Raw genomic sequence first — 15,225 nt, forward strand, 5'->3', positions numbered from 1 at the left:
CGCAATGTAATGGCGATGTGTTGAAAACACGCTGTTTTGTAATGGAATGTGTTGGAGCGGCCTGGCCGCGTCCGACGCCCTGCTGCCCCGCCTGGAAACACCACCCGGCACCGGGCACCAGGGGCAAAAAAACAAGAGCCTGAAGATGGACCACATATTGATCGTCGATGACGATCCCAACATCCGCCAACTGCTGCGTGACTATCTGCGCGAGATGGGTTATGACGCGAGCACGGCGGGCAACGGCGCCGAAATGACGCGGATCATCGGTTCGTCGCAAGTGGATCTGGTCGTGCTCGATCTGATGCTCGACGGCGAAGACGGACTCGATATCACCCGCGAATTGCGGCGCGAACACAGCGTGCCGATCATCATCCTGAGCGCGCGCGGCGGGCTGCTCGACCGCATTCTCGGACTCGAAATGGGCGCGGACGATTACCTGCCCAAGCCGTTCGATCCGCGTGAACTGGTCGCCAAGATCAAGGCCGTGCTCAAGCGCACGCGCGCCATGCCGGTCACGCCGCGCGCGGACGCGAGCACCTATGTCAGCTTCGCCGGATGGCGGCTCGATACGCGTATGAAGCAGATGCTGTCGCCCGATGGCGTGATCGTGTCGCTCGGCGGCTCCGATTACCGGACGCTGCGCACGCTGCTCGATCATCCGAACCGGCCGCTGTCGCGCGAGTTTCTGCTCGACCAGGTCTTCGGCAAGGAACGCACGCCGCTCGACCGTTCAATCGATGTCTGCGTCAGCCGGTTGCGTCAGCATCTGAAAGATCAGGCGCGGCAGGCGGCGCTGATCCGCACCGTGCGCAACGAGGGCTACATGCTGGTCGCCGATGTCGGCTACGAAGCATGAAGCGCGCTCTGTGATGAAACTGCGCCTGTGGCCCGACACGCTTTACGGACGGCTCGTGCTGATTCTGGTGGTCGGCATGTTCGGCGGCCAGTTGTTCACCAGCACGATCTGGTTCGAGACGCACGACAACCGTACGCTGGAAATTCCCGCGCGACTCTTCGCCAGCCGTCTCGCCGACACAGTGCGGCTGCTGCAGCACGCACCCGACGACGCCATGCGCCACACAATCATCGATCAGCTCGGCGATGCGCGCTACCGGCTACGCCCGATCGACATACCCGCCGATCTGCCCGACGCGCCGGACAGCGGTTCGGTCGCGCGGCACACGGTGAGCAATCTGGTGTCTGGCGTGATCGCGCGGCGGCTCGGCGAACCGGTCGAGGTGCGCCTGCTCGACGCGCATCTGCGTGACGAATCCGGCCACCATAAGGGCATTTTCAGCTTGTTCGATTCGCGTATGCCCACCGGCGATTTTCACGTTCAGCTGAAAGTACCGGACGGTCCCTGGCTCGATGTCGAGGCCAATGAAGGACAGGCGGGTATGCAGACGCAGCCGTGGTCGCTGGTGCTCGACTATCTGGTGCGAATCTATTTCGTCCGACTCACCGCCGTATTCCTGATCGCGCTCGTCGCGGTGCGTTTCGCCGTGCGGCCTTTAAAACAGCTTGCAAAAGCCGCCGAGGCGTTAGGCCGGAATATCTACCGTTCGCCGTTGCCCGTAGTGGGGCCGCTCGAAGTGCGCACCGCCGCGCAGTCGTTCAACCGGATGCAGGAACAGTTGACCGAAGGCATCGCGGCACGCACGCGTTTTCTGACGGCCGTATCGCACGATTTGCGGTCGCCGCTGACGCGCCTGCGTCTGCGCGCGGAGATGCTGCCCGATCCCGAATGGCGGGAGCGCCTGCGCGGCGACCTCGACGAAATGGAAGCGATGGTGCGCGCGACGCTGCACGCCGTGCAAGGCGCGGAGATTACCGAAGCGCGTCACGACATCGATCTCGCGTCGATGCTCGACAGCCTCGCCGAAGATGCACGCGAGGCCGGGCACTCGGTGACGGTCGAAGGAAAGGTATTGAAGCCGTTTCCGGGGTATCCACGCAATCTGAAGCGATGTCTGCAAAATCTCGTCGACAACGCGATCCGTTATGGTGGAGACGCGGCGATAAAGGTGAGCGATATAGGCCAAGCCGTGACGATTGTTATCAGCGACAACGGTCCCGGTATTGCTGACGAAGCGATGCTCGAACGGGTTTTCGAAGCTTATTTCAGGCTCGAAACGACGCACGCGGAACAGGCGCACGCACAGACCGGCACCGGACTCGGCCTGACGATTGCACGAAGCATCGCCGCCGCGCACGGCGGCACGCTGATTCTGCGAAACCGTCCGGGTGGTGGTCTCGATGCGGTACTGACACTCCAGCGGGATAGCTAGACGCGTGGCCTTGCAAACTCACGTCAACGCAGGCACCCGCTCAACCAGTGAAGCGAGAATCATCGCATTGGCATTCGCGGGCACGACACTGCGCGTGCGCGGCTTATAGACGAAATCGTGCCGGCGGATCGTCGTGCCGCTCAACGCGCAACGGCCACCGCTGCGCGCGCGGCAACTGATCCAGATCTGATCGTCATAGCGGCAACGCGTGGCATCGCGCCATCGAACGGACACCGACGTATCCGACAAACGTTCGATCACGTTCACCTGTACGTGCGGCGACAGAACGTACGGCCGTTTGCAGTCCGCGCGCGGCTCCAGGTACCGAGCGCCCTCGCCCGCGTTGCCGAATCCGCCCACTAGCGCGTCGATCACGTGACTCCACACGGCAACCCCGCTTGCGTGAAATGCGGCGGGCGCAGCCGGTGCAATCTGAGCAATCGCGATCCTGTCTGTTTCCATTTATCGTTTCCTCCAAATCATGAGAGGACTGGCATGCGCAGGATTCATCGACCTGGCGCGGATTCGTAGTTGACCGGCACCCAGTCGTACGTGCGGCCGTTTTTCCGGATGTGCCCCAGTCCCGGAAACGCGATATGCGCGGCGCCCACCAGATAGTGTTTATCCGCCGCGAGTTGAAGCGCGTAACGGCGCGAACGTTGCGCGGATGCCGCGTCGGTGTCGTATTCGACCGATGCCTTCGGGTTCTGCAACTGGATCGCCGCAACGTGGACGATATCGCCCCAGACCAGCAGATCCTGCTTGCCGCTGTCGATCAGATAAGCGACGTGCCCCGGCGTATGGCCCGGCACTGGAATCACGCGAATGCCAGGTTCGAGTTCGAATTCGCTATCGGCGTTGAACGGTTTAAAGCGTCCTGCAGCGACATAAGGCGCAACCGACGCAATCGCCGAATCGAAAAAAGTACTCAGGAACGCAGGCGCTTTGCTCTTGTTCGCCGGATTCAGCCAGTAGTCTGCCTCGGTCTGACTCGTGCGCACTACCGCATTCGGAAAGACCATCGCGCCATTCGAGATCACACCGCCGACATGATCTTTATGCAGATGCGTCAGCAGTACTTCATCGACCTGTTCGGGTTGATAACCCGCTGCGCGCAGATTCGCGAGCAGTCGTCCGCAGCAATTGCCGTACAGCACGCCTGCACCGCTGTCGATCAGCACGAGCTTCGAACCGGTATTGATCAGAAACGCGTTGATCGACCCCTGCACGGGCGCCTGAAGAAAGTCGCGCTGAAGATCGCGGGCGATTTCAGCTTTCGGCACGTCCTGAACCACCGTGTCGATGGGAAACGGATGCGTGCCGTCGCTCAACGCAGTGACTTCGACATCGCCGAGCATCACGCGATAAAAACCCGGCGCCTGGGTTTTGACCTGCGGAGCCGCAGCCGATGCAAGCTCGGGTAAAAACGCCGCGCCGCAGAATACCGCTGCAATCAGGCAAGCGCTCCACCGTACAGACCATTTCTGGCGATTCATGACTGACTTTCTCCCGGCACCCTGATTTCCGTCGAACAAGCATAACGGCGGCGACCCGGAGCCGTTATTAATCTTCTATTAATTGTCCTGAACCGGCGTCGCCATTCGACTCAGGTACGCATGAATCTGGCTGACGACAGCCGCGCCATCGCCCACTGCCGACGCCACGCGCTTGGCCGATTCCGAGCGCACATCACCGACCGCGAACATGCCGGGCAAACTGGTCTCAAGCGGGAAACGCACACCGGTATCGGGCGATTCATGCGCGCTTCTGGCGAAACCGGTCACGACAAAGCCGCGATTATCGAGTTCGACGCCGCTCGGACTCAGCCAGTCCGTCTTCGGATCCGCGCCGATAAAGAGGAACAGGTGCCGCGATTCCAGCACTTCCACTTCGCTTTCATCTTCATGACGTACGTGGATTTGCGTGAGCCCCGCATCGTCGCCGTCGAGTTCTAGCAGGCTACAACCCGTGCAAAGCGTGACATTAGGCAACGAGCCGATCCGGTCGATCAGATACTTCGACATGCTCGCGTTCAGATCCTTGCCGCGAATCAGCATGCGGATACTGCGCGCGAAGTTGGCAAGAAACACCACCGCCTGGCCCGCGGAATTGCCGCCGCCCACCAGAACAATGTCTTGCCCTTTCACCAGTTTCGCTTCGATCGTGGATGCCCAATAGTAGGTGCCGCGCCCTTCGTAACGCTCGAAGCCGGGCACAGTCGGCTTGCGATACGCCGCGCCGCTCGCAATCACGACCGTGCGCGCGTTCACGCGTTGTCCATCGAGCAGCGTCAGCGCGAACGCATTGTTCTGTCTTTTGACTTCGGTCACCTTGCCGGGAATCGCCAGATGCGCGCCGAATTTCAACGCCTGCTGGAACGCGCGCGCGGCCAATGCGTGGCCTGAAATTCCCGTGGGAAAGCCGAGATAGTTCTCGATTCTCGAACTCGCCCCCGCCTGGCCACCCGGCGCACGCTGATCGAATACGGCGACCGACAATCCTTCAGTCGCGGCATAGACAGATGCGGCGAGCCCTGCCGGCCCCGCACCGATAATCGCGACGTCGTACACATGCGAAGGCTCGAAGGTCGGCACGAGCCCCAGGCACGAAGCCAGTTGCACTTCGTCAGGCGCGCGCAGCACATTGCCGTTCGGGCAGAACACCAGTGGAAAATCGTCTGGGCCGGCCGTCATGCCGCTTAAAAGCGTGATCGCTTCCGGGTCGTTGCGTGCGTCGATGACCGTCGCCGGATAGGCGTTGCGGCGCAAGAAACCTTGCAAGCTGACCAGTCGCGCATCGTCGCCATTGCCGACGATGATCGGGCCCAGCCCCTGTTCAATCAGTCCGAGCCGCCGCAAGATCAACGCGCGCATGATGTGCTCGCCGAGTTGCGCATCCGCGACGATCAACGCCCTGAGCTTGTCCGGCTCGATCACCAGCGTCTCGACATCGGTCAACGCAATACCGTCGATCAACGCGGGCTTGCCCGACAGTTGCGCCATCTCCGCCATGAAGTGGCCGTCTTCATGTTCGGTGACGAGCGTGGACCGGCCGAAACTATCGCGCGAATAGATGCGAACGCGCCCGCGCAACAGGACAAACAGCCCTATCGCGACACGTCCGGTTTCGAAAATCAACTCGCCTTCGTTGAACGACATCGGCCGCGCAAAACGACGCACGCTTTGAATCTCCGCCGCCGACAAGCGTGGAAACATCTGATGCTGGCGATATTCCAGCGACGAAAAAGGCAGTTCGAGTTCGGACGGTGCAAACGCGTCAGAAGACAAATCCGGGGTGCTCATAGTGTCGACCTCGTGTCGCCCATCGCGCTCGCCATGGGCTCATCTGTAAAGCTATTGCTACCAGCTGAATTTCAATTCGGCGCCGACGTAGTCGGCATTTTTTGCGCCCACGTCGCGCAGCGAAGGTCCCACCTGGAAATGCACGGCTTCGAGCGCAGCGGCGAGATTCGCATTGATCGCGTAATCGGCCCGAAGTTGCGTGTAGAACCCGGTCCAGCGATTACCCGTTCCCGCCGTGCCCGGCACGACCGACGACCCTTGCCCATACACCGCATCCGCCGTCGTCTCACGCCATTGCAGACCCACGCCTGCCAGCAAGGTCAGCTTGCTACTCGGCTTGACGATCAGCGACGGCTTGACGTGAATCACGTTCGTGTAGCCGGTATAACCCGCCAACGCAAAGTAATAGCCGTTCGGGAACAGCGGATTGAATGTGCCGATCCTGCCATCGCCGGGATGAGTGTCACCGGAAGCCGCGTCGACCTGGAGACCGAAACGCGGTGTCCACGGCACGCTCGCCAGCGTGTAGCCGGCCAGCGATCCCACCGCCCACGCGCCGATCGTTTTGCTACCGACATGTCCTGACTGATACATCGCTTCCACATCCCAGTCGATGTGGTTCACGTTGCCCGCGTAACGCGCGTCGAAAACATCGCGGTGCTCATTGCCGGTCGCATCGAGAAACTTCGCGTTGCTGCGGTTATATCGCGAGTAATACGCCGACAGGTCGCCCGGCCCCACACTCTTGCGCTCGACGCGTACGCCGCTGAACGTCAGATCGCGATTCGAAACGTCGTCGAAATCGGACTGGTCGCGGTATTGAACCGGCTGCGTGGCATAAGCGATCCAACGCCATGGACCCGTTTCATAGTCGGCCCAGATCGCGTCGAAAGCCTGACGGACATTCGGGCCGTCGCGCACCGATACGAAACGCTGCAAGTCGAATGCCATCTCCTGGCGGCCCACGCGGAACTTGAATTCGCCCGGCCCGAGCGGCTCGGTAATCGCGACAAACGCCTGGCGCAGATCGAGTGGATTCCTGTCGACCGGCGTGACGTTGTCCTTGCCGAACGGCCGCGCGTCTTCGAATTGCGTGAAGATCTGCACATGCGAGTTGAGATGCACGTCCGCGTGAACTTCGAGACGTTGCAGCACATACGTGTCGTCGCGTCCCGAGCCGAGGCCGAACAACGGCGCGTCGTTCATTTCAAGCCGCTCGCGAAGCACCATCCCGAGCGAGATATACGCGTCGGGATTACCGAATAGCGGAATGTACTTCAGCGAGTCGAATGGGCGCTTCGGCACGCACGGGTTCGCCAGCGCCGACCAGTTCTCCTGCCAGCGATTGAACATCACCGTGGGACGCGCGCACGATTTGTCCGACGCAGCGGCTGCACTCGCGGTGGTGGCCGCGCTGCCTGTCGTGGTGTCGTCGGCGCTGCCCACGGCCATATCCGCCGCCGAGGCGGGCAGCGCCGCCGCCAGCCCCGAGCTGATCAGCAGCACGCGAACCGCGTGCAGCGGCCCGCGCTTTTTTCTCATGACGGCATTACTGGCCATCGTGAACTTCAGCAATATAGCCACCCGGGAATTCGAGCATTGCCGTCTTGCCCGACGCGCTGCCGTACGCCGGATACAGCACCTTCGCGCCCGCCGCTTGCGCCTTGTCCAGCGTCTGTGCAACGTCCGCGACTGCGTAGCCGGTCGTTTCGCGTCCGAACGGGAACGGCAGCTTGCCGTCCGTGACGAACACCACCATCTTGCCGAAGCCCGAATCGATACGAATCTCGCGCACAGTCTCGCCCGGACGACCGATCACACCAGCGTCTGCATGCGCGTTGTCCGACACAACCTTGCCGTGCGAGAAGTGCAGCCAGCGACGCACGAAGTTCTTCGCCTCATAGCGCGACACATACACACGGTTATCCGGCACGCTTTGCAACGGCGCATAGTTCGGCGCCTTCGTGTGCCAGTAGAGTTGCATCGTCAGACCGCCCGGCCATTGAATGATCGCGTCCTTGCCGATGGGATCGTCGAACGAATCGACCAGCACGTCGGCGCCCGATGCACGTGCCGCTTTCAACGCCTGATCGATATTGGTGACGAGATAGCCGGTGCGTTCATTACCGAACGGATACGGCACCGGCGTTTCGAAGCCGAATACCGACAGCATGCCGACCGGCGTCTGCACATATTGCGATGCGGTTTTGCTCGGCGTCGGCGTGACCGTAAATACTGCGCGAGGCGACGCCTTGCCGCCAAACGTCGCGAGGAAGCTGCTGACGAACGCGTCCAGATCCGCGGAAGCGACATACACGTGAGTCGTGTCGTATTGCGGACCAACCGCCACATTCGGCTGTTGCGCGGCCATTGCGCTCGACGCATTCGCGACGTCGCGCGAATCCGCATCGGCAAATGCGGAGGAGAACGGCGCGAGGCCAATGACGAGAGCGGCCGACAGAACGCTAACGGAACGGAGTCGATAAAGCGATTTGAGCATTGAATTACCCAGTAGTGTTGGCAATGGTTGAACCGGCAGCGCTCACGCGGAACGCCGCTGTAAAAGAAACTTATTCGCTGTTTTTCAGCGCTCTTCTGCTCCAGGCCAGCAACAGCAATAGGCAAACTGGCAACGCGATGGCGATAAACGAAATACGCACGAAAGCCAATGCGCCGCAAATCGCTCCGACGGCAAACCCCGCCATCGCCGCGAGCGTCGACATGAGCCGTTCACGCACTTGCTGCCCATGTCCGCCGCGCGCACCACGATGAATCAGTTCGATGACATCCAGTACAACCTGGGTGACATTGCCGGTCATCACCGTGTTCGGTAGTCCCGCGCTCTGTAGCAGTCGACCGCGCGCGTTCTGCACGCCCATTGCCATCGTTCCCACTACACCGCTGAGCAACACCGCCGACGCAGTGGAATTCTCGATAGGCATTGCGGCCCAGCCTGCGATCATGAACGCGATCAGCAATACCGCCTGGAGCAGATAAAGCGCACTTGCAGCATGTTCCGCGTGACCCCGTTCGAGAAATTTGAACATCACGCTACTCAGGGCAATGCCGACAATGAACGACGGAAACGCCAGCAACTTGAGCAGTACGCCTTGCCCGACGCCTGCGACTTCCGCGCCGATCAGCACGAAGTTTCCCGTGACGTGCGCAGTGAACAATCCGAACAACGCGATAAAGCCAAGCGTGTCGACGTACCCTGCGATCCACGCAAGAATGGTGTCCTCGTGCTTGTTCACGCGAACACCTCCGATGAGCGGCGATGGATTTGCCCGTGCATTAACTACGGCCTTTTGCACTGGATGCGTTGGCCGGGTTCGCTGATAACCTCGCTTCAGATACTGTCGCGCTTGTGGCTTCCCCGGCGACCTGAACCTCAGCAGCCTGCGCAAAGAACTGCGCCTTCACGACCGGAATCGCATGCTCACCCAGCACCATGCCAAGCAATCCGGCAAGCGCGATCAGCGGCGGCGCTGGCGACTGTACTTTCAGCAGCCAGTAAAGGAGCCCGACGCCAAATCCGACACCGAGTGAAATGATGTAACCCATGCTGTTGTCCTCAAAGTTTCCCGTATAGCGCTGCCGCGTTCAGCGCATCTTGCAGGCGGTCAGTCAGGCCAGTCCGATCCCAGTACCAGCCCACAAAAATTCAGCCGCCGATAGGTCGGATCCCAGCGATCCAGAACATCGGCATTGACCGTGCCGAAAGTTGTCTCAGGCCGCTGTTCCATACCACGCGCATACGCTTCGATAATCGACTTCTTGAAACCCGTCTCGCGCGGATAAGCCCGCACGATCTCGTCGCGCTGCTGCGCACTGAGATCGTCATAGCGGGCACCCCGCACATCCATCTGCACGCCGGCGCTAACCAGCGCCACCAGCGGCGACATGTACTCGGTTATGCCCGGGGTGGTATGCAGTGCAATCGCATCCCACACCTCCTTGATCGCCGCTTGCGCCACGCCGTACTGCAGTAAAAAATCACGCGCTGCATTCGCGCTGTCTACTTCATATCTGAACGGCGACCGGTAATACTGCGAGTTCAAACCGATGTTGTGAAACATCGCCGCGACATACAGCAGGCCCGGATTAAACGCCAGTTCGTCGCTGTATCCGATGAGTGCGCCGAACAGAAACGTCCTCAGCGAATGATGAAACATCGACTCCGATTGCATCGCGCAGACGTGACTGGTCGCTGCCTGCGCCATTGCACTGTCGGGAATGTCGACCCCCGCAATGTTTTTTTTCATGTCAACTCATCCGTGTCAGACACGCGGTCAATCGCTCCCCCCAACTCTGGCGGGCAACGATCAGGACCGCGCGAATGCCAGAAGATCCTGATTGAGCCGGTCCTTATGGGTGACGTACAGCGCATGCGGTGCGTGTTCGTACACGAGCAGTGTCGCGTCCTTGATCAAAGCCGCAGCGGCCTTGCCCGTTATGTCGAAGTTCACCACGGCGTCGCCATCGCCGTGCACGACCAGAGTGGGTACATCGAATCTGGCGAGATCAGGCCGGAAATCGGTTTCAGAAAAAGCCGCTACGCAGTCATGCGAGCCCTTCAGTCCGCCTTGAAGTCCTAGCGATAACGTCCAGTCCAGCATCTGCTGCGTGACGTTGGTGCCCTCCTGATCGGAGCCCATGAAGAGCGGGCCGAACTCGTCGAGAAACTTCGGACGATCGCTCAACAGTCCCGCACGAATGCCGTCGAAAATCGCCGGGTCCATGCCCTGAGGATGATCCTCGCGACGGATCATCAAAGGCGTCACCGCGCTTAGCAACACCGCCTTGGCGATTCGCCCCGTACCGTATCGCCCGATATAGCGGGCCACTTCGCCGCCGCCCATCGAAAAGCCGCCGAGAATCACGTCCTTCAGATCCAGCGCTTCGATGAGTTCGTGGACGTCGCGCGCGAAGGTGTCGTAGTCGTAACCCGACCACGGCTGATCCGACCGGCCGAAACCGCGACGGTCATGCGCAATCACGCGAAAGCCGTTATCCGCGAGAAACTTCATCTGGTATTCCCACATGTCGGCATTCAGCGGCCAGCCGTGAACCAGAACAATTGGCTGACCGGTTCCCCAATCCTTGTAGTAGAGCTGGACGCCGTCCGATGTGGTGAAAGTACTCACGTGAAAAACTCCCTGGTCGATTGTGTGATTTCATGCCCGAATGCAGCGTAACGAATTATTCGGATAAAGACCTTGGCGCACTATTAAAAAGCCTTAAGACCTGCTGCATTTTTTTCACAGCTCATTGCGTGAGTTGGTGGAACCGCCTCATGCCGTCGCGAAACCAGCCGAATAGCCCACCGGCTTCGTCAACGACGCTTTCAGCCGATGCCAGCAACAGCTTCTCGGTTGCGTGATGCTCCGATAACAGCCGGCACATTTCTCTTGCGATTTCGGGGCGTCGATCGAGAATCGGCGTCAATGCCGTTTTGTCCAGCCGGAATACCGTTGCGCGGGTCATCGCGCGAACCATCACATCCGTTCTGATACCGGTGAGAATGCCCGATTGCCCGATCGAGTCGCCGGGCGCAAGTCTGCGCAATTCGATCTCGCCATCGCTCCTGGGCGCACTCACCTTCGCCACGCCGCGCGCCAGGATATGAAGCTCGTGACCGCCTTCATCGGCGGCGTCGTAGATAGTCTGTCCGGTGTCGAACTCGTGCGTCGTGAGCTTCGCTTCGAGTTCTGCGATCTCATCGTCGCCGAGCGTCTGGAAGATCGCGACATTACGCAACAGGCGACGCTTTTCGTCCACGGTATTCAACTGCGTTTCAGGCACAGACAACGATCGCAATAGAACGCCACGCGAAGCCAGGTGACGGTGCGCCAGATCGAACAGATCGTTTCTCACGGCATTCTTTTTACTCAATTCGCCGACATAGCAAACGATCTCGTACTCGATCGAATCGTTCGTTGCGCGGCGCACGCTCACCATTGGCGTGGGATCGTCCAGTACATCGTCGGCACTGGCGGCGGCGTCTTCAAGCGCCGCAAGCACCAGCGCGGGGCGAATAGACGGCTTGACCGGCAACACCACACTAATGCCATGTGTATGCGACGGCTGATTGGCATTGATGATGTTGGTCCGCGCGGCCACGCTATTCGGAATGACGACGAGATTGCCCTGAGCATTCAACAACGTGGTTGCACGCCAGTTGGTTTCGACGATCTTGCCCTCCACCTCGCCTATCGTCACCCAGTCGCCGAGCGCAAAGGGTTGTGTTGCATTGAGCACAACGCCGGAAAACACGTCGTTCAGCGTGCTCTGAATTGCGAGTCCGAGTACCACGGCGAGCGCACCCGAGGTTGCGAGCAAACCTCGCACCGGCAATTCGAGTACATAGGCAATGGCTCCGACTGCCGCGGCGAGAAACACCAGAGCGCCCAGCACATCCTGAAACAGCCGCTCCCTATGCCACGCTTCGGGCAACACCAGCCGATCCAGCAGAACTGTCAACAGGCGCGCGCCCTGTAACCACCAGACGAGTTCCAGCATCTGCGCGAGCAGATGCCGCAACGGCTCATTCGACCACGGCGCCGCCCGCAGCGGGTTCATCCCCGAACTGAACAGCACGTAAGACGACAGGCCGAACATCAGTGCGCGAAACGCGAGACGCAATTGCTGGCTCTGGCGTCCCATGAAACGCCATGCGAGAAAGTCGAGGACCAGTATGCCGATTCCAAACAGCACACCGTCGTTCAAGGTCGGCATCGTGGCCCTCTATCCTTCGTTCTCGCTAGTCGGCTGGTCGCGGATTCGTATTGCTCAGAACGCGAAACAGCTACAGCCCAACGCGCCCCAGAAACCGTTCGAATCGCTGACCGGCACGTTTTTACGCCATGCCCAACCATGTGCATGCGCATGCACGCCGCACAGGTTCACGCAGCCATCCACGCAGGCCACCGCTGTCGGCTTGTAGCGGCTATAGCCGCCAAACTCCGCAACCGGCGACCACGACGGACTGACCGGCAAATCGGGCGGTGCGAGCGGCGCAAATTCGTCGTCGGCATAAACGACCTTGCCGCCCACCACCGTCAGATTCGACGTGAGGAACTTGATGCGATCTTCTTCGATAGAAAAGTAGTCTTCGCTGAGCACGGCAAAGTCTGCGAACTGGCCCGGAACGAGTGCGCCCTTGCGCTCTTCTTCATTCGAGAACCACGCGCTGCCGACCGTGTAACGGCGCAAGGCTTCCATACGATCGAGCCGGTTTGCGCTGCCATACATTGCGGTACCGCCGACGGTCTTACCCGACACCATCCAGTACAGCGACACGAACGGATTGAAACTTGCGACTCGCGTGGCGTCCGTACCGGCGCCTACCGGCAACCCGGCATCGAGCATCAGACGCATCGGCGGCGTGTGCTTGACCGCCTCTTCGCCGTATTGCTGAATGAAGTACTCGCCCTGATACGCCATCCGATGCTGAATCGCAATACCGCCGCCGAGTGCGCGAACACGGTCGATATTCTTCTGCGTAATCGTTTCGCAGTGGTCGAAGAACCAGCGCAGCCCATTGAACGGAATTTGCGCATTCACCCGTTCGAACACATTGAGGAAGCGATTGATCGATTCATCGTAGGTTGCATGCAGGCGGAACGGCCAGCGGTTCGCGACCAGCAGCTTGACGACCGCTTCGAGTTCTTCTTCCAGCGAATCGGGCAGATCTGGCCGCGGTTCGAGAAAGTCTTCGAAGTCGGCGGCGGAGAACACCAGCATTTCTCCCGCGCCATTCATGCGCAGGAAATCGTCGCCCTCGCCGGGCTTCGTCAGCTTCACCCACTTCGCGAAATCTTCGATTTCTTTTTTCGCGTTCTGCGTGAACAGGTTGTAGGCGATCCGCACAGTCAGTTCGTTGTGCTTCGCCATGTCCATGATGACCGCGTAGTCGTCGGGATAAGCCTGATAGCCGCCGCCCGCGTCGATCGCGCTCGTCACGCCGAGCCGGTTCAATTCGCGCATGAAATGGCGCGTGGAATTGCGCTGATCGTCCGGCGCGAGCTTCGGCCCTTTAGCGAGCGTGGCATACAGCAGGCCCGCATTCGGGCGCGCGATCAGCATGCCAGTCGGATTGCCGCGCCTGTCGCGCTGAATTTCGCCACCTGGAGGATTCGGCGTGTCTTTCGTATAACCGACTGCACGCAGAGCAGCCCCGTTCAACAACGCGCTGTCATAAAGATGCAGAATGAAAACCGGCGTATCCGGTGCAATTGCATTGATCTCTTCCAGCGTCGGACCACGGCGCTCGGCAAACTGGAATTCGTTCCAGCCGCCCACCACGCGCACCCATTGCGGCGCCGGAGTTCTTGCCACCTGCTTGCGCAACATGTCCAATGCGTCGGCTAGCGACGGTACGCCGTCCCAACGCAACTCCATGTTGAAATTCAATCCACCGCGAATCACGTGCAAATGCGAGTCGTTGAGGCCGGGAATAACGGTGCGCCCTTTGAGGTCGACCTGCTGGGTACGCTGCGTCGCGTGGCGCATCACGATGTCGCGCGCCCCCGCTGCGATAACGCGGCCGTTCGCCACTGCTACCGCGTCGGCAAACGAGCGCTTGTCGTCCTGAGTGGCAATCTTGCCGTTGAAGAAGACGACGTCGGCTGGCGTCGGCTCGTGAGTATTCGAAGTCATGGCGATCCTCATAGGGAGCGCTCCGCGTTTTTAACGCGCGAGCTATTCCAGGAAGACAAAGCCCTCACGGACTGCCTCCCTTGCTGCATTCAGAAACTGGTTGTTGGCGGTGGCAAACGTCGACCCTGCTTTTCGTTTGCCACCGCATCGATCGGGACGGGTATGCCGATCGATGCAGATCAGCCCGCTTCGCTCGCGTGCTCGCCGAGAATCGACTTCGCGTAGCGCACGCCAATGCCATACGCGCTGTGCGCCTTCAGAATGTCCATGCAGCCTTCGTACGTCTCCGAGCGCGCCCAGTCACGTTGCAATTCGAACATGTACTGGAACGAGGTCATCGGGACTGCGCCCGCCTGGATGATGCGTTGCACTGCGCGCTCGTGAGCTTCGGTGCTGACGTCGCCGCATGCATCGGTCGGCACGTAGATTTCGTAGCCTTCGTTGATCATCTGGATGGTCGGGAACGACACGCACACTTCCGTCCACAGACCCGCAATCACGATCTTCTTGCGACCCGTTGCTTCGATGGCCTTGCGGAAGTTGGAGTCTTCCCACGAGTTCATCGACGTGCGGTCGATCGGCGTGTATTCCGGAAATACCGATTGCACTTCCGGCACCATGTCGCCGCTAAACGACTTGGCGGCCACCGTCGTCAGGATCGTCGGCACCTTGAAGAGCTTCGATGCCTTCGCGATAGCCTGCACGTTATGCAGGATCGTGGTGCGTTCATGCGACATCGTGCCGAAGAACATCTGCGGCTGATAGTCGATGAGTGCAACGGCGCATGAATCGGGTGTCAAGAGTTCTTTCGGCATTACGGGCTCCGTATTAGATGGATATGGCAGTCGCTGAACGATCTGCCTCACTCGCTTGAGTAGCGATAAAAACTGAGAGCGATTCTAGCGACGGATTTTTGCGCGGTCCTTGTCCAGAGCCCTTAATAGTTCTTAAACAGAATGAGTACGAAGATT

General features: G+C 60.0%; 14 protein-coding genes. 2 read left to right on the forward strand and 12 right to left on the reverse strand.

Features of this window, described 5'->3' with window-relative positions:
* The first annotated feature begins 145 nt into the window (after positions 1–145).
* Entirely contained in the window at positions 146–859 is a 714-nt protein-coding gene (locus ABH945_RS18115) for a response regulator (protein ID WP_074771190.1), read from the forward strand.
* Between the two features lie 13 nt (positions 860–872).
* On the forward strand, positions 873–2,291 hold the full coding sequence (locus tag ABH945_RS18120; protein WP_429251408.1) for an ATP-binding protein: 1,419 nt from the start codon (positions 873–875) through the stop codon (positions 2,289–2,291).
* 18 nt (positions 2,292–2,309) lie between these two features.
* Here ABH945_RS18120 and ABH945_RS18125 read toward each other — a convergent pair whose 3' ends face one another.
* From ABH945_RS18125 to ABH945_RS18180, 12 genes are all read right to left on the reverse strand, one after another.
* Positions 2,310–2,753, reverse strand: a complete 444-nt coding sequence (locus ABH945_RS18125; RefSeq protein ID WP_429251409.1) for a DUF3331 domain-containing protein — start codon at positions 2,751–2,753, stop codon at positions 2,310–2,312.
* Positions 2,754–2,797: 44 nt separating this feature from the next.
* Complete coding sequence (locus tag ABH945_RS18130; RefSeq protein WP_429251410.1) at positions 2,798–3,787, reverse strand: MBL fold metallo-hydrolase; 990 nt, start codon at positions 3,785–3,787, stop codon at positions 2,798–2,800.
* A 78-nt stretch (positions 3,788–3,865) separates the two neighbouring features.
* Positions 3,866–5,593, reverse strand: coding sequence for an FAD-dependent oxidoreductase (locus tag ABH945_RS18135; protein ID WP_074770156.1), 1,728 nt, complete (start codon positions 5,591–5,593; stop codon positions 3,866–3,868).
* 57 nt (positions 5,594–5,650) lie between these two features.
* On the reverse strand, positions 5,651–7,135 hold the full coding sequence (locus tag ABH945_RS18140) for an alginate export family protein (RefSeq protein WP_074771193.1): 1,485 nt from the start codon (positions 7,133–7,135) through the stop codon (positions 5,651–5,653).
* A 7-nt stretch (positions 7,136–7,142) separates the two neighbouring features.
* Positions 7,143–8,093, reverse strand: coding sequence for a glyoxalase (locus ABH945_RS18145; RefSeq protein ID WP_074770158.1), 951 nt, complete (start codon positions 8,091–8,093; stop codon positions 7,143–7,145).
* A 70-nt stretch (positions 8,094–8,163) separates the two neighbouring features.
* Entirely contained in the window at positions 8,164–8,847 is a 684-nt protein-coding gene (locus ABH945_RS18150; protein WP_429251411.1) for a YoaK family protein, read from the reverse strand.
* A gap of 40 nt (positions 8,848–8,887) precedes the next feature.
* Positions 8,888–9,157 (reverse strand): DUF1427 family protein, encoded by a 270-nt coding sequence (locus ABH945_RS18155; RefSeq protein WP_429251412.1) that lies wholly within the window; start codon positions 9,155–9,157, stop codon positions 8,888–8,890.
* A 59-nt stretch (positions 9,158–9,216) separates the two neighbouring features.
* A complete protein-coding gene (locus ABH945_RS18160; protein WP_074770164.1) occupies positions 9,217–9,858 on the reverse strand; it encodes an HD domain-containing protein in 642 nt (213 codons plus the stop codon).
* A gap of 60 nt (positions 9,859–9,918) precedes the next feature.
* Positions 9,919–10,740 (reverse strand): alpha/beta fold hydrolase, encoded by an 822-nt coding sequence (locus ABH945_RS18165; protein WP_074770166.1) that lies wholly within the window; start codon positions 10,738–10,740, stop codon positions 9,919–9,921.
* Between the two features lie 121 nt (positions 10,741–10,861).
* The gene (locus ABH945_RS18170; RefSeq protein WP_074770168.1) at positions 10,862–12,331 is read right to left on the reverse strand and encodes a mechanosensitive ion channel domain-containing protein; all 1,470 of its coding nucleotides are present in this window, start codon (positions 12,329–12,331) and stop codon (positions 10,862–10,864) included.
* A gap of 54 nt (positions 12,332–12,385) precedes the next feature.
* Entirely contained in the window at positions 12,386–14,254 is a 1,869-nt protein-coding gene (locus ABH945_RS18175) for an amidohydrolase (RefSeq protein ID WP_429251413.1), read from the reverse strand.
* Between the two features lie 179 nt (positions 14,255–14,433).
* Entirely contained in the window at positions 14,434–15,069 is a 636-nt protein-coding gene (locus ABH945_RS18180) for a hydrolase (protein WP_074770170.1), read from the reverse strand.
* Positions 15,070–15,225: the final 156 nt, after the last annotated feature.

It is taken from the genome of Paraburkholderia sp. GAS333 (assembly GCF_050435665.1).
Classification (GTDB): domain Bacteria; phylum Pseudomonadota; class Gammaproteobacteria; order Burkholderiales; family Burkholderiaceae; genus Paraburkholderia; species Paraburkholderia fungorum_A.